This window comes from Desulfofundulus australicus DSM 11792 (assembly GCF_900129285.1).
In the GTDB taxonomy this organism is placed as follows: domain Bacteria; phylum Bacillota; class Desulfotomaculia; order Desulfotomaculales; family Desulfovirgulaceae; genus Desulfofundulus; species Desulfofundulus australicus.
In genome coordinates this window covers 139,553-165,422 of record NZ_FQUW01000004.1, presented here as the reverse complement: position 1 = coordinate 165,422, position 25,870 = coordinate 139,553, and the positions used below count along the sequence as shown (strand labels likewise).

At 51.6% G+C, this 25,870-nt stretch carries 24 protein-coding genes; 22 read left to right on the top strand and 2 right to left on the bottom strand.

All coding sequences use genetic code 11. The annotated features are described in order from the left end of the window. Positions 1 to 10: 10 nt before the first annotated feature. The 6 genes from BUB44_RS00810 (at position 11) to BUB44_RS00785 (ending at position 5,760) form a co-directional block, all read left to right on the top strand. Positions 11 to 697 carry a GntR family transcriptional regulator gene (locus tag BUB44_RS00810; RefSeq protein WP_027356197.1) on the top strand — a complete coding sequence of 229 codons (687 nt, stop codon included), beginning with the start codon at positions 11 to 13 and terminating at the stop codon, positions 695 to 697. Next, a complete protein-coding gene (locus BUB44_RS00805) occupies positions 690 to 1,454 on the top strand; it encodes a nucleotidyltransferase family protein (RefSeq protein ID WP_073162443.1) in 765 nt (254 codons plus the stop codon). Before BUB44_RS00810 ends, BUB44_RS00805 begins: the two co-directional genes overlap by 8 nt. Before the next feature lie 39 nt (positions 1,455 to 1,493). Further along, on the top strand, positions 1,494 to 2,708 hold the full coding sequence (gene ilvA / locus BUB44_RS00800) for a threonine ammonia-lyase (RefSeq protein ID WP_073162441.1): 1,215 nt from the start codon (positions 1,494 to 1,496) through the stop codon (positions 2,706 to 2,708). 141 nt (positions 2,709 to 2,849) lie between these two features. Continuing rightward, complete coding sequence (gene spoVG / locus BUB44_RS00795) at positions 2,850 to 3,104, top strand: septation regulator SpoVG (RefSeq protein WP_013821316.1); 255 nt, start codon at positions 2,850 to 2,852, stop codon at positions 3,102 to 3,104. A 250-nt stretch (positions 3,105 to 3,354) separates the two neighbouring features. Further along, positions 3,355 to 4,722, top strand: coding sequence for a bifunctional UDP-N-acetylglucosamine diphosphorylase/glucosamine-1-phosphate N-acetyltransferase GlmU (gene glmU, locus BUB44_RS00790; RefSeq protein ID WP_073162440.1), 1,368 nt, complete (start codon positions 3,355 to 3,357; stop codon positions 4,720 to 4,722). A 93-nt stretch (positions 4,723 to 4,815) separates the two neighbouring features. After that, complete coding sequence (locus BUB44_RS00785) at positions 4,816 to 5,760, top strand: ribose-phosphate diphosphokinase (protein WP_073162438.1); 945 nt, start codon at positions 4,816 to 4,818, stop codon at positions 5,758 to 5,760. Positions 5,761 to 5,826: 66 nt separating this feature from the next. Here BUB44_RS00785 and BUB44_RS00780 read toward each other — a convergent pair whose 3' ends face one another. Then, positions 5,827 to 6,549, bottom strand: a complete 723-nt coding sequence (locus tag BUB44_RS00780) for a PRC-barrel domain-containing protein (RefSeq protein ID WP_073162436.1) — start codon at positions 6,547 to 6,549, stop codon at positions 5,827 to 5,829. 129 nt (positions 6,550 to 6,678) lie between these two features. Here BUB44_RS00780 and BUB44_RS00775 point away from each other — a divergent pair, with 129 nt between their 5' ends. From BUB44_RS00775 to BUB44_RS00730, 10 genes are all read left to right on the top strand, one after another. Continuing rightward, positions 6,679 to 7,317, top strand: a complete 639-nt coding sequence (locus BUB44_RS00775) for a 50S ribosomal protein L25/general stress protein Ctc (protein ID WP_073162435.1) — start codon at positions 6,679 to 6,681, stop codon at positions 7,315 to 7,317. A gap of 156 nt (positions 7,318 to 7,473) precedes the next feature. After that, the gene (locus BUB44_RS00770) at positions 7,474 to 9,552 is read left to right on the top strand and encodes a sigma-54-dependent Fis family transcriptional regulator (protein WP_083543015.1); all 2,079 of its coding nucleotides are present in this window, start codon (positions 7,474 to 7,476) and stop codon (positions 9,550 to 9,552) included. A gap of 229 nt (positions 9,553 to 9,781) precedes the next feature. Continuing rightward, a complete protein-coding gene (locus tag BUB44_RS00765; RefSeq protein WP_242655769.1) occupies positions 9,782 to 10,021 on the top strand; it encodes a MoaD/ThiS family protein in 240 nt (79 codons plus the stop codon). A gap of 41 nt (positions 10,022 to 10,062) precedes the next feature. Next, positions 10,063 to 11,958, top strand: coding sequence for an aldehyde ferredoxin oxidoreductase family protein (locus tag BUB44_RS00760; protein ID WP_073162494.1), 1,896 nt, complete (start codon positions 10,063 to 10,065; stop codon positions 11,956 to 11,958). A gap of 24 nt (positions 11,959 to 11,982) precedes the next feature. Beyond that, positions 11,983 to 13,134, top strand: a complete 1,152-nt coding sequence (locus BUB44_RS00755) for an iron-containing alcohol dehydrogenase (RefSeq protein ID WP_073162433.1) — start codon at positions 11,983 to 11,985, stop codon at positions 13,132 to 13,134. A 50-nt stretch (positions 13,135 to 13,184) separates the two neighbouring features. Then, positions 13,185 to 14,450, top strand: a complete 1,266-nt coding sequence (locus BUB44_RS00750) for an ABC transporter substrate-binding protein (RefSeq protein ID WP_207545597.1) — start codon at positions 13,185 to 13,187, stop codon at positions 14,448 to 14,450. 69 nt (positions 14,451 to 14,519) lie between these two features. Beyond that, a complete protein-coding gene (locus BUB44_RS00745) occupies positions 14,520 to 15,401 on the top strand; it encodes a branched-chain amino acid ABC transporter permease (RefSeq protein ID WP_073162432.1) in 882 nt (293 codons plus the stop codon). 11 nt (positions 15,402 to 15,412) lie between these two features. Next, a complete protein-coding gene (locus BUB44_RS00740; RefSeq protein WP_083543014.1) occupies positions 15,413 to 16,423 on the top strand; it encodes a branched-chain amino acid ABC transporter permease in 1,011 nt (336 codons plus the stop codon). Further along, positions 16,413 to 17,147 carry an ABC transporter ATP-binding protein gene (locus tag BUB44_RS00735; RefSeq protein WP_242655768.1) on the top strand — a complete coding sequence of 245 codons (735 nt, stop codon included), beginning with the start codon at positions 16,413 to 16,415 and terminating at the stop codon, positions 17,145 to 17,147. Before BUB44_RS00740 ends, BUB44_RS00735 begins: the two co-directional genes overlap by 11 nt. Beyond that, the gene (locus BUB44_RS00730) at positions 17,134 to 17,844 is read left to right on the top strand and encodes an ABC transporter ATP-binding protein (RefSeq protein ID WP_073162428.1); all 711 of its coding nucleotides are present in this window, start codon (positions 17,134 to 17,136) and stop codon (positions 17,842 to 17,844) included. The genes BUB44_RS00735 and BUB44_RS00730 overlap by 14 nt, the downstream gene beginning before the upstream one ends. Positions 17,845 to 17,897: 53 nt before the next feature. On the opposite strand, the gene BUB44_RS00725 is transcribed toward BUB44_RS00730, so the two are convergent. After that, positions 17,898 to 19,154, bottom strand: coding sequence for an NAD(P)-dependent malic enzyme (locus tag BUB44_RS00725; RefSeq protein WP_073162426.1), 1,257 nt, complete (start codon positions 19,152 to 19,154; stop codon positions 17,898 to 17,900). A 192-nt stretch (positions 19,155 to 19,346) separates the two neighbouring features. Between BUB44_RS00725 and BUB44_RS00720 the strand changes: the two genes are divergently transcribed. The 6 genes from BUB44_RS00720 to BUB44_RS15660 all read left to right on the top strand — a co-directional run bounded on the left by BUB44_RS00720 (position 19,347) and on the right by BUB44_RS15660 (position 25,841). Beyond that, positions 19,347 to 19,667 carry a hypothetical protein gene (locus tag BUB44_RS00720; protein WP_027356206.1) on the top strand — a complete coding sequence of 107 codons (321 nt, stop codon included), beginning with the start codon at positions 19,347 to 19,349 and terminating at the stop codon, positions 19,665 to 19,667. A 114-nt stretch (positions 19,668 to 19,781) separates the two neighbouring features. Then, the gene (gene pth / locus BUB44_RS00715) at positions 19,782 to 20,354 is read left to right on the top strand and encodes an aminoacyl-tRNA hydrolase (RefSeq protein WP_073162424.1); all 573 of its coding nucleotides are present in this window, start codon (positions 19,782 to 19,784) and stop codon (positions 20,352 to 20,354) included. A gap of 115 nt (positions 20,355 to 20,469) precedes the next feature. Next, entirely contained in the window at positions 20,470 to 20,871 is a 402-nt protein-coding gene (locus BUB44_RS00710) for a hypothetical protein (protein ID WP_051617921.1), read from the top strand. 372 nt (positions 20,872 to 21,243) lie between these two features. After that, positions 21,244 to 24,783, top strand: a complete 3,540-nt coding sequence (mfd, locus tag BUB44_RS00700; protein WP_073162422.1) for a transcription-repair coupling factor — start codon at positions 21,244 to 21,246, stop codon at positions 24,781 to 24,783. Positions 24,784 to 24,963: 180 nt separating this feature from the next. Beyond that, a complete protein-coding gene (locus tag BUB44_RS00695; RefSeq protein ID WP_073162421.1) occupies positions 24,964 to 25,263 on the top strand; it encodes a DUF6922 domain-containing protein in 300 nt (99 codons plus the stop codon). Then, the gene (locus BUB44_RS15660) at positions 25,212 to 25,841 is read left to right on the top strand and encodes a nucleotidyl transferase AbiEii/AbiGii toxin family protein (RefSeq protein ID WP_073162419.1); all 630 of its coding nucleotides are present in this window, start codon (positions 25,212 to 25,214) and stop codon (positions 25,839 to 25,841) included. Before BUB44_RS00695 ends, BUB44_RS15660 begins: the two co-directional genes overlap by 52 nt. Positions 25,842 to 25,870 lie beyond the last annotated feature (29 nt).

The window sequence follows — 25,870 nt, the reverse complement described above, 5'->3', positions numbered from 1 at the left end:
AGCAGCGGCCGTGGAAAAACCAAGACTCATTCCAATCAAGCTGGATAATTATAAACCTTTGAGGGAACTGGTTTTTGAATCCCTGCGGGAGGCAATTATCCAGGGCCGCCTGAAGCCCGGGGAGCGTTTGATGGAAATCCAGCTGGCGGAGGAAATGGGGGTCAGCCGCACTCCCGTGCGGGAAGCCATCCGCAAGCTGGAGCTGGAAGGCTTTGTGGTTATGGTACCCCGGAAAGGGGCCTATGTGGCAGGTATTTCCGTTAAAGATATTGTTGATGTTTTCGAAGTGCGGGCAGCGCTGGAGGCCCTGGCCGCCGGCCTGGCTGCCGAGCGCATTACCGACGAGGAGCTGGAAGAACTGGAGCGGGCACTGGTCAAAACCTACGAAGTTGGCGAAAACAACCTGGATGCGCTGGTGGAAACGGATACCGCTTTTCACGAGCTCATTTATAAAGCCAGCCGGAATGAAAGGCTGGTCCAGATCATCACCAACCTGGCAGACCAGATTCAGCGCTTCCGGGCCACTTCCCTGGCGCAGCCGGGGAGGACCAGGCACGCCCTGGAAGAACACAAGCAAATTGTGGAGGCCATCAGCGAGCGTAACGTGGAGCTGGCCCAGGTTCTGGCCAGGGAGCATATTGAAAATGCCGAGCAGAGCCTGTTGAACGCCCTGGGGGAGGCCAGGGAAGATGGTTGATGCGGTGGTTCTGGCCGGCAGTCCCAATAACGGGCCGCTCAGGGAGTGCAGCCCGGTACCCTACGAAGCGCTCATCCCCATAGGTTCCAAAGCAATGGTGCAGTATGTTGTAGAGGCGCTGATGCTGGCCAGGGGAGTGAACAGAATTGTAGTGGTGGGGCCCAGGGAGGAGCTGGTGAACTGCTTCCAGGACAGCCGGGTGCGGGTTGTTTCTTCCACGGGGGGCGGCCTGCTGGACAACGTCCAGCGCGGCTTGAAGGAGCTGCCGGGAGCCCGCCGGGTTCTGCTGGTGAGTTCGGATATCCCCCTGATTACTCCCCGGGCCATTGAGGATTTCCTGGATCTCTGCCGGGACCAGGAAGCGGATTTGTACTACCCCATCATACCCAAGGATGCCGTGGACAGCCGTTTTACCAATCCGGTGCGGCGGACCTATGTCAGCCTCAAGGAAGGTATTTTCACCGGCGGGAATCTATTTTTGCTTAACCCCGAGGTTGTTTCCCGCTGCCTGCCCGTGGGGGAGCAGCTGGTGGCCGCCCGGAAAAGTCCCCTGCGCCTGTGCCGCCTGGTTGGCCTGGGCTTTTTAATTCGCTTCCTTTTGCACCGGGTTACCCTGGAGGAAGCCCAGGCAAGGGTTTCCCGCCTTCTGGGCATCCGCGGGGTGGTGGTCGTCAGCCGCTATCCGGAAGTGGGTGTGGATGTGGATAAACCCGTGGATCTGGCCCTGGTGGCCAGAACGCTGCAGCAGGCTTCGTAATATTATTTCAGGGAAATTATTTTTAAGGAAGTGTATTCCATGTCCCTTCCCATCAACCTGGCCATGATCCGGGAGGCCAGGGAGCGCCTTGCCGGAGTAATTCACCGTACGCCTCTGGATCACTCAACCACCTTTTCCCGTTTAACCGGCAGCGAAGTTTATTTTAAGCTGGAGAACCTGCAGAAGACGGGGTCCTTCAAAATCCGCGGCGCCTACAACAAAATCATGTCATTATCTTCAGAGGAGCGGCAGCGGGGTGTGATAGCCGCTTCCGCCGGGAACCATGCCCAGGGAGTCGCCTGTGCTGCCGCCAGGGCCGGGATAACTTCCACGGTGGTTATGCCGGAGGGTGCCCCCATTTCCAAAATCATGGCTACCCGCGGCTACGGTGCACGGGTAATCCTGGCGGGAGGAAGTTATGATGAAGCTTTTGATCATGCCTGCCGGGTACAGAGGGAGACCGGGGCAACCTTTGTCCACGGCTTTGACGACCCCCTGGTGGCTGCGGGGCAGGGTACCATAGGCCTGGAGTTGCTGGAGGAATTGCCCGACCTGGATGCCGTGCTGGTTCCTGTAGGTGGGGGCGGGTTGATTGCCGGCATCGCGGTGGCCATTAAATCCCTCCAGCCCCGGGTAAGGGTTATTGGTGTGCAGTCCCGTGGCGCGCCGGCGGTTTACCTGTCCCTCAAAGGTGACTGCCGCCAGCAGCTGGCTGCCGTTGCCACCATTGCTGACGGGATCAGCGTGCGCCGGCCGGGCGAATTTACCCTGGAGGTTATCCGCCGTTATGTGGATGATCTGCTTCTGGTGGACGATGAAGAAATTGCCCGTGCCATTTTAATGCTCCTGGAGCGTTCTAAAATTGTGGTGGAAGGGGCGGGAGCGGTAACCCTGGCCGCCCTTTTGCACGGGCACCTGTCGTTGCCCGGGGCAAAGGTTGCCCTCATTTTAAGCGGGGGAAATATTGACGTTAACATTCTCTCCATCATCATTGAACGCGGGCTGGTTAAATCGGGGCGTATCGTTCGCCTGCGCACCGTGGTTACGGACCAGCCGGGCAGTTTACAGCGCCTCCTGGCCGCGGTGGCTGCCGTGCGGGCCAACATAATTTCCATTAACCACGACCGGATCAAGCCCCAGGTTCCCTTGAAGCAGGCAGAGGTTGAACTGCTGCTCGAGACCAGTGATGGAGATCATGTCAGAAGGGTAGTGGATGCCCTGTCCCGGGAAGGGTATACAGTTGAGGTCATCTAGGAAAATTTTTTAAATAGCAAAATGGAAAATTGCAGGAATTTTTACATTCGTGGAGAAAATAGGTTTGGAACAAAAGGGTAATATCACTGGTGTAACCCGGTGATACAAAAATACAGTGCAAAGCAGGAAGGTGGTGAGGGAGTGGTAGTTACAGATGTGCGGGTGCGCAAAATTCTCCCCGAAGGGAAGATGAAAGCCATCGTCTCGGTTACCCTGGATAATATGTTTGTTATTCATGATGTAAAGGTGGTGGAGGGTAATAAGGGCCTGTTTGTGGCCATGCCCAGCCGCAAAACCCCCGACGGGGAATTCCGGGATATTGCGCACCCCATTAACTCTTCAGCCAGAGCCATCATCGAGACGGCAGTGCTGCAGGCTTATGAACAGGCTATTTAGGCAGTAAAGCAACGCTGTTACTGGTCGATGTATATGTTTTTTCGGGAGCGGAGCATAGTAGAGGATTTGCACCATCTCCTGAACTATGCTCTCTTTTTGTGCGAAAAGTGTAAAAATTATTCGTTAGAAAGGATATTTGCGTTTTTTGTTGAATCCTGTTATCGGGGATATGAATATGCGTTTTTAACGGCGGGGCTGCCGGGGGCAGCCCCTTCATGCGATCCCCGAAAAGATACAGGAGGGGCGCCTGATGTCACTGGCAGCCGTAATTCTGGCGGCAGGTAAAGGGACCCGGATGAAATCCGGCCTGCCCAAGGTAATGCATAGGGTTTGCGGGCGGCCCATGATAGAATACGTGCTGGATGCAGTCCAGGGGGCCGGGGTGGAAGAAATTGTAGTGGTAGTTGGTTTCGGCGGCGACCTGGTAGCCCGTACCGTTCAGGACCGGGCCCGGGTGGTCTACCAGCACCAGCAGCTGGGCACTGCTCACGCCCTCCTCCAGGCTGCACCCGTGCTGGGTAATTTCCCCGGGGCCATCCTGGTAGTCTGCGGGGATACCCCGCTGGTAACATCCAGCACCCTGGCCCGGCTGGCGGCGGCCCATGCCGAAATGGGAGTCAGGGCCACTATTCTTACGGCCATCCTGGAGGACCCCACCGGCTACGGCCGGGTAATCCGGGACGGGGAGGGGCGGGTGCAAAGGATTGTTGAGCAGCGGGATGCCACTCCCCGGGAGCTGGCGGTGAAGGAAATAAATACGGGCATTTATTGTTTTTCCGCCCCCGGGCTTTTTGACGCCCTCTCCGCTATTAAAAGCGAAAATGCCCAGGGTGAATATTATCTTACCGATATCATAGGCCAGCTGGTGCAGCAGGGTGAACCTGTAGCAGCGTTAAAAGTTGAAGATCCCCGCGAGGTGGAGGGCATCAACGACCGGCGGCAGCTGGCCCGTATGGAGGCCTACCTTCGCCAGCAAATCCTGGAAGAACTGATGCTTTCGGGTGTGACGGTGGTGGACCCCGCCACCACGTTTGTCGATCGAAATGTCAAAATTGGTCCAGATACGGTAATTTACCCCTTTACCATAATTGAAGGAAACACCGTTATCGGCAGGAATTGTGTTATCGGTCCGGGCAGCCGCCTGATCGATGTTCAGACAGGTGAAGGTGTGGTAATAGAACACTCGGTAATCCGGGAAAGTAAAATAGGGGATAATTGTACCATTGGTCCCTTTGCCTACATCCGGCCGGGATGCGTCCTGGCACCGGAGGTTAAGGTGGGGGACTTTGTGGAATTGAAAAAAACAGTGGTGGGAAGGGGAAGCAAGATTCCTCATTTGAGCTATGTGGGTGACGCCACCGTCGGTTCGGGCGTAAATATTGGTGCCGGGACCATTACCTGCAATTATGACGGGGAAAAGAAATGGCCCACCGTTATTGGTGACGGGGCTTTCATTGGAAGCAACACCAATCTGGTGGCCCCGGTGGAAGTGGGGAAAGGAGCTTTTATAGGTGCCGGTTCCACCATAACCAGAGATGTGCCTCCGGGGGCGCTGGGTATAGAGCGGGGGCGCCAGCGGAACATAGAGAACTGGCTCCAGAAAAAGCCCCGCAGGTGAGCCTGTACTGGAATAAAAGGAGGGGTTGTCATGCTTCCCGGGCCGCCGGGTTGGGCACCCTGGTTTTCGGAAATCAGTGTTGGAGGTAGAAGGATGTCGTCGCGGAAGGAATTAAAAATCTTTACCGGTAATGCTAACCCCCAGCTGGCCGAAGAAATTGCCCAGTACCTGGGTGTTAGCGTAGGTGCGGCCAAGGTTTCCCGTTTTTCCGACGGAGAAATTCAGGTCAAGATAAACGAAAGCGTGCGGGGGGCCGATGTTTTCATTGTCCAGCCCACCTGCCACCCGGTGAATGAGCATCTGATGGAACTGCTGGTTATGGTGGATGCGGTGAGAAGGGCTTCTGCCCGGCGGATTACGGCAGTTTTGCCCTACTATGGCTATGCCCGGCAGGACCGGAAGACCCGGGCCAGGGACCCCATTACGGCGAAACTGGTGGCCAACCTCCTCACTGCCAGCGGTGCCCGGCGGGTGATAACCATGGATCTGCATGCGGGACAGATCCAGGGATTTTTCGATATCCCGGTGGATCATCTCCCCGGCGTGCCACTGCTGGCCCAGTATTTCATCCAGCAGAGGTTGAAGGATGTGGTGGTTGTCTCACCCGATCTGGGTGGGGTGACCCGGGCCAGGGACCTTGCCGAACGCATAGGTGCTCCCATTGCCATTATTGATAAAAGACGCCCCGAACCCAACGTGGCGGAAATAATGAACATAGTCGGTGACATTGAAGGCAAGAAAGTGATCATGATTGATGATATAATAGATACTGCCGGGACCATTACCCAGGGCGCGGCAGCATTGAAAAAGTTCGGTGCGCAGGAGATTTACGTCTGCTGCACCCACCCCGTGCTCAGCGGTCCGGCGGTTCAGCGCCTGCAGGAAGCGCCAATCAAAGAAGTGCTGGTGACCAACACCATCCCCATACCCCCGGAGAAAATGATTGATAAGATAAAGATTCTTTCCGTGGCTCCCCTGCTGGGTGAGGCCATCATTCGCATTCACGAAGATTTATCGGTGAGCAAGCTTTTCGATTAAAATTATCAGGCCGGCCTGGCCGGCCTGTGGTGCCGGTTTAAAGTTTTCCAGTGTTTTTTGCCGGATTTATTTCCCCGGCGGTGGTTGATCCTGCTGTTCCCGGGCTTCGCCGTTGGGGCCGGGGGGCTGGTGGCAGGAACAGGTGGTATCATCCTCCCGGGGGCCCCTGACCCGTTCCAGGGAACGGTTTATGGCTTCTCCCAGTTCCCGGGTTTTCTGCCGGGTGGTATCCCAGGCCTGGCTGGTTGTTTTCTGCAGCTGGCGCAGGGATTCCGCCAGCCCGCCTTCGAGTTTGATAATATTGGCCAGGGCTTCATTGCCGGTAACAATTACTTCCTTGCCAATGGTACGGATAAAGGCGGTATCCAGGAAGGCCCGGCCGGAAATAACGCTGTTCAGAAACCCGCCGGAAAATTCAAGGCCCACGATATCCCCGGTTTCCAGATCCACGTAATATTCGTCCACATGCCCTAAAAGGGTACCGTTTTCCGTAACAATGCGGGCGCCGGTAACACCGGTTCGCTCCCGGGCTAATTTTACAATGTCGGGCAGTTTGGCCCCCCGTTCAGCATTGCTGCTCCTGTCTATGGTAATGACATTTTCCCCGACGCTGTGCACGCGGTTGAAGGGGATATACTTTTGTTCCTTGAACCAGCCTTTTTGTTCTATGATCAGGGCGGCCACCGCTTTCTTCTCCGGGTCCACCACCAGCCCCCGGACCACGCCGATCTGCTGGCCTTCCTGCAGGCTGATCACCGGCATGCCGATGAATTGTTTGCTCTTGCGCATATGCTGACCCCCTTTTGGTAGCTTTCCTGTCCCTAATCCATATGCTTCATTTCGAGTTGATATGACCAAAAAAAGGGAATACTAGAGAAGAATGATGTTTTATGCCAGGATTGAGGAGGGATTGTTACCATGGAAGCCAGTTTATTAGCGCAGGTTAGGAGCGGCCGGGGAAAAGGTTACCGTCATCGGCTGGCAGCACAGGGGAAAATCCCTGCCGTTGTATATGGCAGGACAATCGGCAGTATCCCGCTGGAGGTGGAGCTGCGGGCAGTTAAGAACATCCTGGCCGGTGAAGGCGGGCGGAATACCCTGATCAACCTGAAGATCACCGGTGATGGGCAGGAGCGCCAGGATAAGGTTTTGATCAAAGAACTGCAGTTCGATAACATGCGCGGCGAGTTAATTCACGTGGACTTCCAGCAGGTGTCGCTGACGGACCGGATTACCACCACCGTGCCGGTTGAACTTGAAGGGGAACCGGTTGGGGTTAAGCAGGGCGGCATTCTGCAACAGCAGCTGCGGGAGCTGGAAATTTCCTGCCTGCCTGCAGATATTCCCGAGGCCATCACCATGGATGTTTCGGGCCTGGAAATGGGAGATACCATCTATGTGTCGGATCTTCCCGTACCGGAGGGTGTAAAGGTTCTCAACGATCCCGAAGAAGTGGTGGCCACCGTGGTAGCTCCGGCCATAGAAAGAGTGCCGGGCGAAGAGGAGGAAGAAGCGGGCGAAGGGAAGGAAGCTTCCCCGGAGGCCGGGGAGGAATAAGTTTGGCTTTCTGCCGGACCAGCGCAGCACGCCGGGCAGGATAAAAATATTCGCCGGGGCTTTCAGATATGCCCCGGCGTTTGGTTATTTTTATAAAAACCTCTTATTTTCCAATTATTTTTCCAGGAAATTCGTTATATCAGGGGGCGTGGTGCCATGCATTCCCGGGATGATCTAGGGATGGACTTGCCGGAGGAATATAAAAGGTTAATTAAAAAGTATATGGAAGAAAGCATAAATTTCCTTAATTACTTGAAATGTTTAAAAGATAACTGGAAAACGTTTATCACCAAAGGAAAAATAGATAACGCTAAATTTATCAGGCCAGAAGTTCTCAGTTCCTGGAAACGCTCCAGGGAACGGGGTGTCGATCCCTATAACCTGTACCCTATAACGCTAACACCGGAAAATCTAAAGAAAAAGTTGAGGGAAAATCAGGAGCTTATAGATATAGCTTCTCCTTTTCTGGATGCTTTTGTTTCAAATCTCAGGGGTTCTGGTTTCCGTGTAGATCTTTTGGATAAAGATCTATACATTCTCAAGCAGTTTGGTGAGCCCGAGTTATTGGAAACGGCCAGAAAACAGGGTTCTTACCCGGGGGTAAGCAGGTGTGAAGAAGTCACCGGCACCAATGCCATAAATTTAGCTGCTGTTCTGGGGCGCCCCATTCAACTGGTAGGACCTGAACATTATAATGCCCAGTTACAGTACTGGACCTGCTCAGCCACGCCTCTTTTTGATGAGAACGGTGAGTTGATAGGTGTTGTTAATATAGCCGGACATTATCTCAGATTCCACCAGCATACCCTGGGAATGACCATTGCCCTGGGAAAAGCGATAGAATTTAGCTGGTGCCAGAATCGATTGCGCAAAGAAAAAGAACTGACCAGCAAGTATATAGAAAGCATTGTAGATTCCATTTCGGATGGGCTGATTGCTCTAAATGACGAGGGATATATCACTGTTTTTAACCGCACCGCAGGCAAAATTTTAGGTATATCACCCCTGGAGGCACTAAAGCAGCCGGCGGATACAATATTGGGTTACCAACCAGTCGTTTATGAAGCTTTGCGAACCGGGAAGGGCTGTATCGATAGGGAGATGATTTTTAACGTTAGGAATAAACGTAAAACAGTTATTGGTAATGTGGTGCCTGTGACTAGTAATGAAGGAGTTAACGGCGTCCTGGCCGTATTTAAGGAATTGAGCCGTGCCAGGGGATTTATTAAAAATCTGGCCGGTTTTAAGGCTTATTTTACTTTTGCGGATTTAAAAGGTAGCGGGCCGCGATTCACCCAAACTGTTAAGCTGGCCCGGCAGGCGTCTACCTTACCTTCCAATATTTTAATCCTGGGAGAGAGCGGCACCGGTAAAGAAATGTTTGCCCAGGCTATTCATAACGCCAGCGGTTCGAGTGACGGTCCTTTTGTGGGCATTAATTGTGCTGCCATTCCTGCGGAATTGATAGAAAGTGAACTGTTTGGCTACGAAGGAGGAGCTTTTACGGGCGCCAAGCGTGAGGGGCAACCGGGTAAATTTGAACTGGCAGCTGACGGAACTCTTTTTCTGGATGAGGTTAACGCCATGTCAATGGCCATGCAGGCTAAATTATTACGGGTGCTTCAAAATCGTAGCTTTACCAGGATCGGGGGGATTAATGAAATTCCCCTCAAGGCGCGGATTATTGCTGCCTCCAACAAGGACTTGTGGGAAGAGGTACGCCAGGGGAATTTTAGGGAAGACCTGTTCTACCGTTTAAACGTTATTACTGTAGAAATCCCGCCATTAAGGGAGCGCAGGGAAGATATTGAAGAGTTAATTCACCATTTCTGCCAAAAACATTCCAGTCGATTGAATTTTAACTTTACCATTTCTGAAAGGGCCCTGGAATTGCTTAAGATTTACCACTGGCCGGGGAATGTCCGGGAACTGGAAAATGTAATCGAACGCTGCGCCGTACTGGCCTATAGTCGTTCCAGCAACTGTATCGAGGAGCAGGATGTAATGAGTTATCCCGGTATTAAAAAGGCATTGGAAACTGGAGACCAACCGGATGAATTTAAAATATTTAGCAATACGGGTAATTTGGAAACAATGGAAAAACAGGTAATTGTGGAAGTTTTAAGCCAAACACAGGGTAATATTTCTAGGGCGGCAGAAAAATTGGGTATAACCAGGAAAACACTGTACAGGAAAATTAATAAATACGGCATAATGATACCTGCGAAAAAGTGATACCTGCGAAAAGACAAATTAACTAATGCGTGTTGTGTAAAAATGACTCACTCCAGGCAATCGGGGTGAGTCATTTTTACACAGTCTCAATGGTTACTTTGTAAACAGAATAAATTATTAAACTTTTATTAAATACAGATAAATCGGGGATTTGCAAAAAACAAATAAGTTTGGAACAATAATTGCTTGTTAACTATTTACCAGAATGGCTTTCAGGCAGGTTTGGGCGGTGAAATTGTTGATAACCGTTAAATTTCACACGGCTTTAAAAAGATATTGCCCCCAAAATGATGGTATGCTGCAGTTCCAGTATATAGAAGGGTTAACTGTAAAGAAATTACTTGAACAGTTAAATTTGAATAACGGAGCGGTAGGGCTGGTTTTGGTAAATGGTAAGATTGCGTCAAGGGAAATCCAGCTAATGAGAGGGGATTATGTGGAGATATTCCCCATTTTTGGTGGGGGATGAGATTTTATTTTAAGTTTTTGATGGCGGGGGAGGAAAGATTTGTGGCCTACGGTTTTACAGGTAAGATTCTCCTGGTAGATTTAACAAAGTCAGAAATACTGGTTGAGATGCCATCTGAGGAATTCTACCGGCAGTATCTCGGAGGACCGGGAATTGGTCTATATTACCTGTTAAAAAACAATAAACGTTATATTGATCCCTTAGGGCCTGAAAACACCCTGGTATTTGCTCCTGGTTTACTGACCGGAACCAGTGCCCCCAGTGCACCACGTTATACGGTCCTGGCCAAGTCACCGCTCACAGGGGCATTGGGTAAGTCGGAAGCGGGCGGCTGGTGGGGGCCTGAACTTAAACGGGCGGGTTTTGACGCCGTAGTAGTGAGAGGCCGTGCCCCGCGGCCGGTTTATTTGTGGATAAAGGACGGGGAAGCAGAAATTAGGGATGCTTCTCACTTTTGGGGCCTGCAAACCGGGGAGGTGCAGGAGGGCATCCGCCGGGAGCTGGGCGATGAGAGGGTCCAGGTGGCCCAGATAGGACCGGCCGGGGAAAAACTGGTGCGTTTTGCTAATATATGTAACAACCTGGCCCATTTCAATGGACGCAATGGACTGGGTGCAGTAATGGGTTCGAAAAATCTCAGAGCCATTGCTGTAAGGGGAACTAAAGCAGTGGAGGTAAAGGACCGGTCTGTTGTAAAAGAGGTGCTGCGCTGGGTTACAGAACAGGTTAATATTCATCCGTTAAGTGCAGCTCTGTATGAACATGGTACACCAATTGGTATAACTAGCAATAATGCCGGGGGATGCTTACCAACTAATAACTGGGATTACGGTTATTTTGCACGGGCTGAAGATATTGGTTCTGAAGAGCTTATCAAAAATTATCTTATCAGGCGAGGTAACTGTTTTGCCTGTCCCATCAGGTGTAAGAGAGTAGTGGAAGTAAAAGATAAGGATATTACTGTAGACAGCAAGTATGGCGGGCCCGAGTACGAAGCTCTTGCTGCCCTGGGTTCTAATTGCGGTATCAGCAATTTGAAATTGATCATCAAGGCAAACGAATTATGCAACCGTTATGGCCTGGACACCATTTCCCTGGGCATGACTATTTCCTTTGCTATGAAGTGTTATGAAGAAGGTATTATTGATAAAACCCAGACGGACGGCCTGGATCTGCGTTTTGGCAACGAGGAAGTCCTGCTTCCCTTGATTGAAAAAATAGCCAACAGAGAAGGATTGGGGAATGTGCTGGCAGACGGCAGCAGGGCCGCTGCAGCCAGATTTGGTAAGAGAAGTGAAAAGTATCTGCTCGAGGTTAAAGGACAAGAGGTTCCCATGCATGATCCACGGGTGAAAAGTGGCCTCGGCCTTCAATTTGCGCTGGCGGTTAACGGGGCCGACCACTGGTTTGCCCAGCATGACCCCTTCTTTACCAGTAGGGAATCGCTGGGAGTGCAGGCCGCTTCCACGATTGGTCTCGGTGAACCGGTGGACGCAAATGACCTTAGCTTTAAAAAAGTGAGGCATGTCCTGTATACGAGTTATCTGAACGGTGTTTATGATATGCTTGGGGTTTGTGTTTTTGGATATGTTGCCCGGAGCCTGACCCCGCTGGACAAGCTCTTAAACCTTGTGGAAGCGGTAACGGGTTGGAAAACCAGCTGGTGGGAGCTCTTAAAGGCCGGTGAAAGATTCCTGGCCATGGCCAAGGAATACAACGTGCGCCAGGGATTGACTTTCAGCGAAGATAGATTGCCGGAGAAATTTTTTACCCCTTTAAAAGGTGGTTCGCGGGATGGTGAGCCGGGCCTGGACCGTGACAAATTTTACGAAGCTGTAAGGCTGTTTTACGAAATGGCTGGTTGGGAGGTGGATACCGGCAGGCCTGCTAAAGCTAAACTATATGAACTGGGTCTTGACTGGTTGATAGAAATTTAAGCAAGCAGGAGGAGGAAGCTAACCATGGTGTTTCCGTTCAGGTTGCCTGAGGTTATATACCTCGGCAAGGGTGCAATCGAAAACTTGAGCAATGAAGTTAAAAAGTTCAATGCCACACGTGTTCTACTGATAACTGATGCCGGAGTACAAAAAGCCGGCCTGGACAAGCAGGTTATTGAAATTATTGAGAGGGGAGGTGCGCAGGTAGAGGTTTATGCAGAGGTTGAAGCAGAGCCCAGTACGGACACAGTTGATAGAGTAGGCCAGCTGGTCAGGGAAAATAGTTATCAATTGCTGGTGGGGCTGGGCGGGGGCAGCCCCATGGATGTGACCAAGGGAGCTTCAGTACTGGCTACAAATGGTGGCAGCATCAAGGATTACGCGGGTATTGAGTTGATTCCGCAGAGAGGTATACCTACAATTTTAATCCCTACCACATCCGGTACGGGATCGGAGGTTACCCAAAACGCCATTTTCGCATTCAAGGAGGAACAGGTAAAAAAAGGTGTGGTCAGCCAGTACTTGCTGCCCAGGGTAGCCATAGTGGATCCGAAGCTAACTCTTTCTTGCCCTCCTCATATAACCGCTGCTACCGGGGTGGATGCACTGGTTCATGCAGTGGAATCATTCACTGCTCTTAAGGCTACACCACATACCGACATCTATGCGCTGGAAGCAATCCGGTTGATCTCAGCCAACCTGAGGACGGCAGTTGCAAACGGTTCCGACCTGGAAGCCAGGGAGAAAATGGCTATGGGTTCTTTCTTTGCGGGAGTTTCCCTGGCCAACGCGGGAGTGGGGGCGGTACATGCCCTGGCCTATCCCCTGGGAGGGAAGTTCCACGTCAGTCACGGAGTATCCAATGCCCTTCTGTTTGCTCCTGTAATCGAGTTTAACTGCGTTAGCAACCTGGCCAAGTTTGCTCGTGTTGCCGAGGCCATGGGTGAACCCGTAGCCGGAAAGTCCCTTCGGGAAGCCGCTATGCTGGTAGTAAAAGCAATTAAAGAACTGGTTGCGGATGTAGGCATTCCACAATCTCTACGGGATGTTGGCGTATCCGAATCTGATATAGAGTTTTTAACATTAAGTGCTGAAAAGCAGACCCGTCTTTTATCAAATAACCCCCGGGTTATAACCAGGGAAGACATAAAAAATATCTACCTTAAAGCCCTTTAAAATAAACTTAAAAAGCTTTAAAAAATTTAAAAAGTAAAGGAGGTTTTCTTGTGTTTATAAAACGCAATTACAAGATTTTCTTACTATGCATTACCGTGCTTCTTGTGATGTTAATTGCTGGCTGTAGTGGGGGAGGCAAATCATCTGGTGAGGTAAAGGAAATTAAAATTGGCAATATTCTGCCACTATCAGGTTCTGCAGCGCCGGTTGGCAAGATTGGGCAGCAGGCCAGGGATATGGCCGTAGAAGAAATCAATGCTGCCGGTGGTATTAAATCTCTCGGTGGAGCAAAGATTAAAATGATCTACGCAGACAGTAAAGGAGATCCGGCTACGGGCGTCGCGGAGGCGGAGCGTTTAATAACCCAGGAAAGGGTTGCTTTAATTACAGGTGCTTATCAAAGCGGGGTAACACTACCTGCTACCGAAGTGGCAGAGCGCTATAAAGTACCATTCGTTTGTCCGGTTCCTTCCGAAGATGTTATTACTGAGCGCGGTTTTAAATATGTTTTTCGTTTAGCTGAAAAAACAACATGGCGCAACAGAGAGCAGGTTAGATTTATACAAGATATGGCGAAAAAATTTGGTACGCCTGTGAAAACTGTAGCCTTAATCTATGAAAATACTGCCTGGGGCCAGGGAGCAGTAAAAGGATGGGAAAAATACTTAAAAGAGGCAGGACTGAAAATTGTTCTTAAGGAGCCTTATCCTGCCAACTCTTCTGATTTAACTCCCGTGGTGCTTAAAGTCAAGCAATTGAAGCCCGATGTCATTATGATGTGTTCATATGTTTCAGATGCAGCCTTGCTCACCAATACTTTTGCCGAGCACAAGGTTAAACCTCTAGCTTTTATTGGTACCAGCGGTGGGTTTGCCGATCCGGTTTATTTTAAGACTACTGGAGATAACAGTGAATATTTCTTTGATATTTCCACTTGGGAACCTGATGTGAACCGGCCATTTTCCAAAGAGGTAAACGAAAAATTTAAACAAAAATATGGTTACCCAATGAATGCCGAAGCAGTTAAGGCTTATACCGCCATGTACGTTATTAAAGATGCCCTGGAAAGAGCGGGTTCACTTGATCCCGAAGCTATTCGTAAAGCTCTAGCCGAAACTAAATTAACCAGCGGTGTAACACAAATGTATGCTTCCGAGATCATTTTTGATGAATCCGGGCAGATGGTCAATGCTCCATTAATTATCAGTCAGTTTCGTAAGATTAACGGAAAAATGGAGCGGGTAACGGTATGGCCGGAAAAAGAAGCTCGACCGGGTTGGAAGCCAGTTTGGCCTTTCCCCGGCTGGGATAAATAGAAATGAAGAAAATAGGGGATAGTTTTTAAGCTATCCCCTAATTTCAAAGTCCCGGAGGTTGAAAATTGCATGGGCGTGCTATCTTCTATCATTAACGGAATTTTAATGGGAGGGGTTTATGGACTCCTGGCCATGGGTTTAACCTTAATTTTTGGCATAATGAAAATAATAAATTTTGCCCACGGGGCCTTCTTAATGGTAGCCATGATTCTTTCCTATTGGTTGTGGAAAATTATGGGGCTAGATCCGTATTTGAGTATTATTATAATTGCTCCACTTATGTTTTTATTAGGTTATCTGACCCAGCGTTTTACAATAAAACCCGTTCTTGACGCAGAAAAGGATGTTAGAGAACCGATAGGAGCATTATTGCTCACGGCAGGGCTGGCAGTAGCCATTGAAAATTTTATATTGATGGTATTCGGTGCCGACTATTTAATGGCAAAAACTGCTTATTCAGGGGCGAGTATTAATATTTCCAGTCTTTCTATCAGTGTGCCCAGGCTTTATGCATTCGTAACCTCACTGGTTGTAGCCTTTTTGTTCTATCAGTTCTTGATAAAAACTGAACTGGGGCGGGCTATGCGGGCAACCGGGCAGGATCGCGGCGTAGCGTTATTAATGGGCATTAATGTAAGTAAAGTTTATAGTATTGCTTTTGGCATCGGCACTGCCCTTGCAGGACTAGCGGGTATCGTTTTAATTCCCTTTTACTATGCCCACCCATCTGTGGGAGCAGTCTTTATTACTAAAGCTTTTATTATTGTGGTTTTAGGTGGACTGGGTAGCGTTCACGGTGCCTTGGTAGGTGGATTAATTATTGGGCTTATTGAATCTGTAGCAGCCCAGTACATGACAGCCACCTGGACAGCGATTTTGATTTATTTTGCATTTCTTGCCTTTCTATTGCTAAAACCATCAGGTCTTTTTGGTTCCAGATATGAATGGTAGGTGATTGAGCTTTGAGGAACTTTATTACTCCGAGATATTATTTACCTGCTTTGATGATCTTTATCTTACTGCTGATACCGTTATTTATATCCAGCCCATACATTCTTCATATAATGGCAATGGTTCTTTTCTGGGCTTACCTGGCCAGCGCGTGGAATATTGTAGGCGGTTTTGCCGGCCAGTTGTCCCTGGGACACGGCGTCTACGTAGCTGCCGGTGCCTATGTTTCCTCATTATTATTTGCCAATATTGGTCTTTCACCGTGGTTTGGTATGATAATTGGTGGACTTGTTGCAGCTTTGCTGGGTGTCATTGTAGGTTACCCAACCCTGCGTTTAAGGGGTGCATATTATGCCTTAGCGACAGTGGGCTTTGCTGAAGGATTTCGGGTTATTCTGATTAATACAACAAAGATTGGTTCCTGGCATACCGGGGGTGCCGAAGGGTTTTTGGTACCCCTGCTGGGAGATGCCCCTCAACACATGCAGTTTATGTCTAAGGTGCCTTATTACTATTTGGCTTTGGTATTATTACTAATTATTGTAGGGTTTTCTTTCTGGCTTGACAGGTCTAAACTAGGGTATTATTTAACGGCAATAAGAGAGGATGAAGATGCGGCCCTTGCCTTGGGTATTAATACTGCCAGGGCAAAATTGATCGCAGCGGCTTTGAGCGCTTTTTTTACCGGTGTTGGTGGGGTTTATTACGCACAATTAATTCGTTATCTGGAACCCAATGCGATTGCTGGTGCCATAATGTCCAATCAAATTGTTTTTTTGGCCATTGTCGGTGGAAGGGGTACTGTGCTGGGACCTGTGATTGGCGGTATCTTTTTGACTATAATTGGTGAGATGACCAGAATTCTCTTTGATCAGGTTATGGGATTACACCTATTCTTGTATGGTATTATAGTTGTGCTGTTCGTGATTTTTAAACCAAGAGGCTTAATAGAGCTGGTGGAAAAGCCATATGAAAAACTGGTAAAAATGCTGAATGGAAGGAGGGTGGAAGGTGCCAGCTAAAGTTTTATTAGAGTTAAAAAATGTAACAATCAAGTTTGGTGGTTTAACGGCAGTAAGTGATTTGAGCTTTAAGCTTTTTGAGGGTGAAATTGTCGGTCTTATAGGTCCAAACGGGGCCGGTAAAACGACTGTTTTCAATCTTATTAGCGGCGTTTACAGGCCAACTGAAGGGGAAATATACCTGAATGGTGAAAATATAACAGGTTTAAAGCCTTTTCAGATATGTCACAGGGGGATTGGTAGAACATTTCAGGTAGTCAGGCCATTTGGCGGCAAAAGTGTTTTATATAACGTTATGGTAGGTGCTTTTTTAAGGACGAACGATACTCGTAAAAGCAGAGAAAAAGCACTGGAAGTGTTGCAGTTGGTAGGATTATATAATAAGAAAGATGTATTGGCTAAAAATTTAACCATTGTAGATCGTAAGAGGTTGGAAGTTGCCAAAGCTCTTGCCACAGAACCCAAGCTGCTTTTGTTAGATGAAGTGCTGGCCGGTCTAAATCCCGCGGAGGTAGATGAAGCTGTTGAGATGATAAGGCAAATTCATAAATCGGGTATAACAATATTATTAATTGAACACGTGCTTAAAGCGGCTATGGCGTTATCTCAGCGCATCATGGTTTTGGATTACGGTAAAAAAATTGCAGAAGGAAGTCCTGAGGAAGTTACCAGTAATCCAGAAGTAATTAAAGCATACCTGGGTGATAATTATGGCATTGCTTGAAATAGATAATATAAGCGTATATTATGGCGAAATGTGTGTTTTAAGAGATGTTTCTGCTCAAATAGACAGTGGAGAGATTATATGCGTTGTCGGTGCCAATGGGGCAGGCAAAAGCACGTTGATAAATACAATTTCCGGCCTTTTAAAACCCAAAACTGGAAAAATATTATTTAATGGTGAAGTGATTAGTAAATTAGAGCCTTACCAGATTGTAGAAAAAGGCGTTATTCAGGTTCCTGAGGGCCGCAGGTTATTTCCCAATATGTCTGTAGAAGAAAATCTGCTTATTGGTTCCTATACTCCCACCAGTCGTAAAAAACGTAAAGAAAACATGGAAAAAGTTTTTACACTACTGCCGCGTCTAGCTGAACGAAGGAAGCAGATAGCCAGAACCATGAGCGGTGGTGAGCAGCAAATGCTTGCCATAGGCAGGGCTTTAATGGCGGATCCCAAGTTATTGATGCTCGATGAACCTTCTTTGGGCCTGGCGCCAAAGATGGTAAGTCACGTACTGGAACTAATTCAAAATATCGCCGCCCAGGGAGTTACTATACTTCTAGTGGAGCAAAACGTTTATCATGCTCTCAAGCTATGTAACAGGGGTTATGTACTTGAAAATGGTTCTATTACCTTAATGGGTACTGCTGAGGAGTTATTGAATAACCCACATGTTAAAAAAGCCTATCTGGGATTATAAACAAGTCTGCTGAATAAATGGAAGAAACCCCGGTAAAAAACCGGGGTTTCTTTTCAGCTGGCCTTTAGTTCGGTGAGGTGGTGGCTGTGGCGGGCAGTAAGCTCACGGGTATGCCGGGCTACCTGTTCAGGGTCTACTTTTAACCGGGCCACTCCTGTTTGCATGGCCGCTTCCGCCACGGCTGCGGCCACCGCCGGTGTTACCCGCGGGTCAAAGGGTTTGGGAATAATATAGCCGGGTTCCAGTTCTCCCGGAGCCACCAGACCGGCAATGGCCCGGGCGGCAGCCACCTTCATGGCCTCGTTGATGTCGGTTGCCCTTACGTCCAGGGCGCCCCGGAAAATGCCCGGGAAGGCCAGCACATTATTGATCTGGTTGGGGAAATCGGATCTTCCCGTAGCCACCACGGCCGCCCCGGCTTCCAGGGCGGCTCCGGGCATGATTTCCGGTTCGGGGTTGGCCAGGGCGAAGACGATAGCACCCGGGGCCATACTGCGGATCATCTCTTTGGTTACCAGGTTGGGTTTGGAAACGCCGATAAAAACATCCGCCCCTTTCAAAGCGTCCGCCAGCTGGCCCTTGATTTCCCGCGGGTTGGTGCGGCAGGCCACTTCTTCTTTATACTTGTTGAGCCCGCTGCGCCCGCGGTAGATCACTCCCCTGCTGTCGCAGAGCACCATATCCCGTACACCCAGGTAATGCAGGAGGTTGGCCGTAGCTATACCCGCTGCCCCGCACCCGTTTATGACCACCCGTATTTCACCTATCCCTTTACCCACCACTTTCAGGGCGTTGAGCAAACCGGCTGCGACCACCACTGCCGTGCCGTGCTGGTCGTCGTGGAAAACGGGAATGTTCACTTCCTTTTTCAGGCGACGCTCAATTTCAAAACAGGCCGGTGCCGCAATATCCTCCAGGTTAATACCGCCGAAGGTTGGTTCCAGCATTTTTACCGTTTCCACAATTTTATCGATATCCCTGCTGCCCACACAGATGGGAAAGGCATCGACACCCGCCAGCTGCTTGAAGAGCAGGGCTTTGCCCTCCATTACCGGCAGTGCTGCTTCGGGGCCGATGTCCCCCAGCCCCAGGACGGCAGTACCATCGGAAACGATGGCCACCAGATTGCCCTTGGCGGTATACTCGTAGACCAGGTCCTTCTGGGCGTAAATCTGGCGGCAGGGTTCGGCTACTCCCGGGGTATAGGCCAGTGAAAGGTCGTGTTCATTGTCAATGGATACCTTTCTGCCCACTTCTATTTTCCCGTGAAATTTCCGGTGCATTTCAACTGCTTCTTCATTGAGCGTCATGGTAAACACCTCGGAACATAAATGTATTATGAATCCTGTATACAGTATAACAAGAAGCCGGTTGCCTGTCAATCCAGTTAATACCGTCCTCTTTTGCCCGGTGGCCCGGATAATCGTACCGGCAGGACGCTAACACCAAAGCTGCTTTATTAACATATTATGGAAACAAAACGAATTAAAGGAGGGTAGTCTATGCCTGAAGCCCAAATACAGTCCTATTACGGCCCCACCACCGGGATTGGCCTCCCCCTGGTTGAGCGCCTGCGCCAGCTTCAGGGACAGCAGGTAACCATTCACGTTATGCACCTCATGAGGCCCCAGGCAGGGACATTGGAGTTTACGGGCGTACTGCATGGCGTGGGTGTAGATTTCGTGGAGCTGCACATTGGAAATTCGCCCAACCCTCTGCGCTATGCTTTCATTCCCGTTGCGGCTATTGGAGCTGTTCTGGTTGGTGGACCCCTGCCCTATTCCCCGGGAACAGGTGTTTACCCGCCCTACGGGGGGTTATAAGAAAAGTATATTTAACCCGGTTCAAATAGCTCCGGAAAACCCGGGGCTTTTTTATTGCCGGTTGCAGGGGGAAGCCGCAGTGGATACAATGGACATGGAAAGGAGAGTATATCCATGTGGCTTGTAGTGGGATTGGGCAACCCCGGTCCGGAATATGCCGGGACCCGGCATAATGTGGGTTTTATGGTCCTGGACAGGCTGGCCCGGGAACTGAATATTAAAGTGGAGCGCCTGTTCATGCGTGCTCTGGTGGGGCAGGGGCAGGTGGACGGTCAGAAAGTAATCCTGGCCAAGCCCCTGACATATATGAACAGGAGCGGGGAAGCGGTGGTTGCCCTGATGGGCTGGTATAAGCTGGAACCATCCCGGCTGCTGGTTATTTCCGATGACCTGGACCTGCCTCCCGGGCGCCTGCGTCTGCGTAAATGCGGGGGTGATGGGGGACACAGGGGGTTGAGATCCATTATTGAACAGGTGGGCAGCAGGGAATTTGCCCGCCTGCGTGTGGGCATAGGGCGCCCTGCAGTTCCGGATTATGAGGTGGTGGACTGGGTTCTGGGCCGGTTTACGGAAGAAGAAAAAGCGCTGATTGAAAAAGCGGTGGATGATGCTTCCAGGGCCGTTCAGGTAGCCCTTACCCGGGGGCTGGATACGGCCATGAATATTTTTAATGCCGGCCGGGTATAGAGGCCGGCTTTTCTGGTCCATACTAGATACTGGCACATAACATTTCCGGGACAGCATTCTTTTCGTCTGCCCGGCGGTTCCTTTTGGCGGGCGACAGTAATCAGCTGAAGATAAAATGAACCACTTGTTAACTTTAGTCGCAGCCGGGGTGCTGGCAGCTGCCGTTTCCTGGCTGGTTAACGGGCTTTTTTCCCGCCGCATCGCCGGCAGCATTGCCCTGGTTTACGTGGCTCCCGGGGTTGAAGAGGGGGCCAAAACAGGTTTTGCCTGGTTGCTGGGGACATCCATTCCCCTGACCCATAGCATTTTCGGCCTGATTGAGGGGGTGTGGGATGCCGCCCGGGGCGGGCGGGGTTTTGCGGCAGGCCTGTTGAGCCTGGTTTCCCATACCTGTTTCGGCCTGGCCGCCGGCTGGCTATACCGTCTTACGGCCAGCGTCCTGCTGGCCGTGGCCGGATCCTGTTTGCTGCACATGATTTGGAACGGGCTGATTTTAAATCTGTCCAGGAAACCGTAAGGTTGCAGCTTAAATGAACCTGTTAACGAAAAGCTGCCGTTAAAAGAAAGGATGTACCTGCAGGATGAAAATAATCCATATATGTGAATGCTGCGATCAGGTGGTCCGGGAAGAAACTATCATGAGTAACGGGGCCGGGGAAGCGGATTCTGCCGCCTTGACGGGGGGGGATTCCGGGGATATAATGAACTTGATCTTTCAGTATTGCCTTTGTGATGAATGCCGCGAGATGCTATACGGGCCTGCGGAAGCCTTTTTTTATAAGGGGCCCGTCTGGTTGCACTGAGCAAAACGTAGCTTAAGGGTAGGAGAGCTTTAGCTGCGCTAAAGCTCTTTTTGTGATGCCCTTTTTCGAAAGGGGTTCGTCCTGAAATGCGTGCCATCCTGGAGCCGTTGCAAAAAAGTTCAGAATTTAATACCCTGCTTCGCGCCCTGTCCCGGCAGGGAGGGCAGCACCTGGTCTATGGCCTGTCCGGGGCCCAGCGCAGCGTGGTTGCTGCGGGTTTAATTGACGCCCTGGGGGGACCGGCTTTAATTATTACCCCGGGGGACGGTGAGGCCTCGGTGCTGGCTGACGACCTCAGCTCCCTGCTGCCCGGGGTTCCCGTTTATCTTTTCCCCGTTTGGGAACTGTTGCCTTACCAGGTTCTGGCCCATGGGAAAGAGGTGGTTGCCCAGCGCTTGAAGGCGCTGGTGGCCCTTTCCCGGGATGAACCCTGCGTGGTGGTGGCTCCGGCGGAGGCTGTTTTGCGCCGTCTTTCCCCGCCGGAGGTCTTTCGCCGGGCGATCATCGACCTTGCCGTTGGTCAGAGGGTGAACCTGGAAGAATTGATCCGGCAGCTGATCAATACGGGTTATGAGCGGGTGGAAATGGTGGAAGGCCCGGGGCAGCTGGCCTTAAGGGGCGGTATCCTCGATGTCTTTCCCCTCACCCGGGATAACCCTGTACGGCTGGAATTTTTTGATGACGAAGTGGATTCCATCCGCATTTTTGATGTTGATTCCCAGCGCTCCATCGACCGGATGGATAAAATTTCCCTTCCCCCCGCCCGGGAACTGGTGATTACTGAGGAAAGCCGGGCCCGGGCGCTGGATGTGCTGGAGACGGAATATCGCCTGCAGCTAAAAAAAGTTACCGCAAACTCCACCCTGGAGGTGCGCCACCGGCTGGAGGAACTGGGAGAAAGCATAAAGGAACAAATTGCTTCCGGGGTTAACAGCCCGGCGCTGGACCAGTTTTTGCCCTATTTTTACCGGCATGCGTACACCCTGCTGGATTATATGCCCTTCGCCCCTTTAACTGTGGTGGATGACCTCATCCGCATCCGGGAGCTGGCGGAGAGCATTTTCAAGGAGCGTGCGGAAACCTTCAGCGAGCTGTTGTCCGCCGGCCGCGTTTTGCCCGGGCAGATGCAGGGCTACCTTTCCTGGCAGCAGGTAGAACAGCGGTTGCAAAGGCGTACCGGGGTGTACTTTTCTTACCTGGCCCGCCAGCCCCAGAACCTGGTGGTCCATAATGTAGTTACTTTTTCCACCCGGGGAATGCATTCCTTCCTGGGGCGCGTGGATGTGCTGGCCGATGAGGTACGGCACTGGCGCAAGTCCGGCTATGCCGTGCTCATGCTGCTGTCCACCGGGGAACGGGCCCGCCATCTGGCGGAAGAACTGCGCCAGGCCGGGCTGGACGTTTACGTTACCGGTTACCTGGACCGGCCTGTGGCAGCCGGTAACGTTGCCCTTGCAGCCGGCCGCCTGTCCGGGGGGTTTGAGCTGGTTTCGGGGCGGCTGGTGGTCATTACGGAGGCGGATATCTATGGCCAGCGCTGGAAGAGAACCCAGCGGGCACGTGCCCGGACCGCCGGCCGGGCGGAACCCCTTACGGATTTAAAAGTGGGCGACTACGTGGTGCACGTAAACCACGGTATCGGGCGCTACATGGGTATTGTGTCCCTCAATATTGGCGGGGTACAGAAGGACTACCTGCTGATCAAATACGCGGGCGAAGATAAGCTGTACGTGCCCACCGACCAGGTGGGGCTCATCCAGAAATATCTGGGGGCGGAGACAGAAACACCCCGGCTTTCCCGCCTTGGGGGGGCGGAGTGGTCCCGGGTAAAGGGGCGGGTAAAGGAAGCGGTACGCGAGATGGCCCAGGAATTGCTCGCCCTTTATGCCGCCCGCCAGGCCCTGCCCGGCCATGCTTTCAGCCCCGATACTCCCTGGCAGCAGGAATTTGAGGCGGCCTTTCCCTACCAGGAAACCCCGGACCAGCTCCGGGCCATCCAGGAAGTCAAGGCGGATATGGAACGCCCCCGCCCCATGGACCGTCTGCTTTGCGGTGATGTGGGTTACGGCAAAACCGAAGTGGCCCTGCGGGCAGCCTTCAAAGCGGTTATGGATGGGAAGCAGGTGGCCGTTCTGGTGCCCACCACCATCCTGGCCCAGCAGCATTACAATACCTTCCGGGAGCGCTTTGCCGGCTTCCCGGTGACCATCGAAGTCTTGAGCCGTTTCCGCACGCCGAAGGAGCAGCGCCAGGTTCTGGCGGGACTGGCTTCGGGGCAGGTGGACATTGTCATCGGCACCCACCGCCTGGTGCAGGATGATGTGGTTTTCAAGGATCTGGGTCTCCTTGTGGTGGATGAGGAGCAGCGCTTCGGGGTGGCCCACAAGGAAAAGCTGAAGAGGTTGAAACAGGATGTGGATGTGCTTACCCTCACCGCCACTCCCATTCCCCGGACGCTGCACATGTCGCTGGTAGGGGTGCGGGATACAAGCCTGCTGGAAACCCCTCCGGAAAACCGCTTTCCGGTGCAGACCTACGTTCTGGAGGAGGACCCGGTGCTCATCCGGGAAGCCATCCGGCGCGAGCTGGGCCGGGGCGGTCAGGTTTATTTTGTGCACAATCGCGTAATGGACCTGGATCAGGTGGCTGCCTGGCTGCACGGGCTGGTACCGGAGGCCCGCATTGCGGTGGCCCACGGACAGATGAAAGAAGAGGATCTGGAAAAAATCATGCTTGACTTTATGGATGGTGCCTATGATGTACTGGTCTGCACCACCATCATTGAAAGCGGCCTGGATATTCCGAATGTTAATACATTAATTGTTAAGGATGCCAACAATTTCGGACTGGCCCAGCTTTACCAGCTGCGGGGAAGGGTGGGCCGTTCCAACCGTCTGGCCTACGCCTACTTCACCTTCCGCCGGGACCGGGTTTTGAACGAAATGGCGGAAAAAAGGCTGGCCGCCATCCGGGAGTTTACCGAGTTTGGCTCCGGATACAAAATTGCCATGCGGGATCTGGAAATAAGGGGTGCGGGTAACCTGCTGGGTGCCGAGCAGCACGGCCATATTGCCGCGGTGGGCTTCGATCTCTACTGCCGGCTGCTGGAAGAGGCGGTCCGGGAAGCAAAAGGGGAGGCGCCGGAAAAGGTGGTGGAAACCACCATCGAACTGCCGGTGGAAGCCTATATTCCCGATTCCTATGTCCGGGATGCCGACCAGAAAGTGGAGCTCTACCGGCGCCTGGCCGTGGTGCGCCGGGAAGAACAGGTGTCCGAGCTGGAGGATGAACTGGTGGACCGCTTCGGGGATCCCCCGCAGCCGGTATGCACTTTGCTTACCGTGGCCCGCTTGAGGGCCCTGGCCAGCTCCCTGGGTATTAAATCTATTACAGCCCAGCCGGGGAGTTTCCGCCTGCTGTTTGCGCCTGAGCACAACCTCCGGGGCGAGGCGCTGGTGGAGATAAGCAAGCAGTACACCAACCGGGTAAAATTCAGCAACAGTAACGAAGAATTTGAAATCCGCCTCCGGACCCGGAATACCCCGGACGATCCCCTGAATTACCTGGGCGGACTGGAAAATTTCCTGCGGGATCTCCATGAGGCAAACAAAGTGCACGCGGCTTAGCGCGAAAAGAGTGGGAGAGAGCACCACTGGAAAACACCTGTAGTGGTTGGTTATGCTTCCTCACTGGATACCGTTACGAAACCATTGATGGTGCGGGCGGCAGTCGTTATACTAAGGATGACCGCCGCCCAACCGGTTATGCGACAGTACCCACTGGTTGATAAGGGACGGTGATCTCCGGTGTCGCTGCCCGGGTTTTTAAAACAGTTTTTTTGGGATGTTGCCTTTGCCGACCTGGATGCCCGGGCCGATTATTATTTTATCATCGAGCGATTGCTGGAGTTGGGCAATGACCGGGCCATTTGCTGGGTGCTGGAACAGTATACTGATGCCGAGTTGCTGGAAGTGATCAAAACCAGCCCCAGGCTTTCAGCCAAAACGGGTAGTTTCTGGCGCTGTTATTACCATTTGCGGGAGGATGAGCTTAGATGTTTGCGTCCGCCCTCCCACAGAGGGGACAAAAGGCACTGGAATTATTAAGTTCCGCCGGCTTGCTGCGGGATTTTTACCTGGCGGGCGGCACCGCACTGGCCCTGCATTTGGGGCACCGCCTTTCCGAAGACCTGGATTTTTTTTCACCTTTCCATGTAGATACCCTGTTGCTCAAGCAAAGGCTGCAGGAAGTGGGACAGTTTCTGCTTCTGGAGGAACGGTGGGGGACACTGCACGGAATATTCCGGGAAACCAAAATAAGCTTTTTGTACTACCGCTATCCGTTGCTCTTTCCTCCTGCCCTTTTCCTGGACTGCAAGGTGGCTTGTCCCCAGGATATTGCCCCGATGAAAATAGAAGCCATTGCCTCCAGGGGGAGCAAAAAGGATTTTTTTGACCTTTACTTTATTAACCGGGAAATTGCGGACTTGCGCGTGTGCCTGGAACTTTACCGGCGCAAGTTTGCCGGATCCAACTTCAACCTGTATCATGTACTGAAAAGCCTCACCTATTTTGCCGATGCCGAAAAGGAGAGGGATCCCGTCCTGCTGCGCGACGTCGGCTGGGACCAGGTGAAGAAGCATTTTGAACGGGTGGTACCGCCGCTTTTGCGCAACAGCCTGTAAAAGCGCGGGTTGTTTTTTGTGTAAAACGG

Bases quoted from the DNA above. Each gene is read 5' to 3' on its own strand.
- BUB44_RS00710 (WP_051617921.1), top strand. From the start codon at position 20,470: ATGAACCACTTGTTAACTTTAGTCGCAGCCGGGGTGCTGGCAGCTGCC.
- BUB44_RS00780 (WP_073162436.1), bottom strand. From the start codon at position 6,549: ATGCGCAAGAGCAAACAATTCATCGGCATGCCGGTGATCAGCCTGCAG.
- mfd (WP_073162422.1), top strand. From the start codon at position 21,244: ATGCGTGCCATCCTGGAGCCGTTGCAAAAAAGTTCAGAATTTAATACC.
- BUB44_RS00730 (WP_073162428.1), top strand. From the start codon at position 17,134: ATGGCATTGCTTGAAATAGATAATATAAGCGTATATTATGGCGAAATG.
- ilvA (WP_073162441.1), top strand. From the start codon at position 1,494: ATGTCCCTTCCCATCAACCTGGCCATGATCCGGGAGGCCAGGGAGCGC.
- BUB44_RS00805 (WP_073162443.1), top strand. From the start codon at position 690: ATGGTTGATGCGGTGGTTCTGGCCGGCAGTCCCAATAACGGGCCGCTC.
- BUB44_RS00770 (WP_083543015.1), top strand. From the start codon at position 7,474: ATGCATTCCCGGGATGATCTAGGGATGGACTTGCCGGAGGAATATAAA.
- BUB44_RS00775 (WP_073162435.1), top strand. From the start codon at position 6,679: ATGGAAGCCAGTTTATTAGCGCAGGTTAGGAGCGGCCGGGGAAAAGGT.
- BUB44_RS00720 (WP_027356206.1), top strand. From the start codon at position 19,347: ATGCCTGAAGCCCAAATACAGTCCTATTACGGCCCCACCACCGGGATT.
- BUB44_RS00755 (WP_073162433.1), top strand. From the start codon at position 11,983: ATGGTGTTTCCGTTCAGGTTGCCTGAGGTTATATACCTCGGCAAGGGT.
- BUB44_RS00745 (WP_073162432.1), top strand. From the start codon at position 14,520: ATGGGCGTGCTATCTTCTATCATTAACGGAATTTTAATGGGAGGGGTT.
- glmU (WP_073162440.1), top strand. From the start codon at position 3,355: ATGTCACTGGCAGCCGTAATTCTGGCGGCAGGTAAAGGGACCCGGATG.
- BUB44_RS15660 (WP_073162419.1), top strand. From the start codon at position 25,212: ATGTTTGCGTCCGCCCTCCCACAGAGGGGACAAAAGGCACTGGAATTA.
- BUB44_RS00725 (WP_073162426.1), bottom strand. From the start codon at position 19,154: ATGACGCTCAATGAAGAAGCAGTTGAAATGCACCGGAAATTTCACGGG.
- pth (WP_073162424.1), top strand. From the start codon at position 19,782: ATGTGGCTTGTAGTGGGATTGGGCAACCCCGGTCCGGAATATGCCGGG.
- BUB44_RS00785 (WP_073162438.1), top strand. From the start codon at position 4,816: ATGTCGTCGCGGAAGGAATTAAAAATCTTTACCGGTAATGCTAACCCC.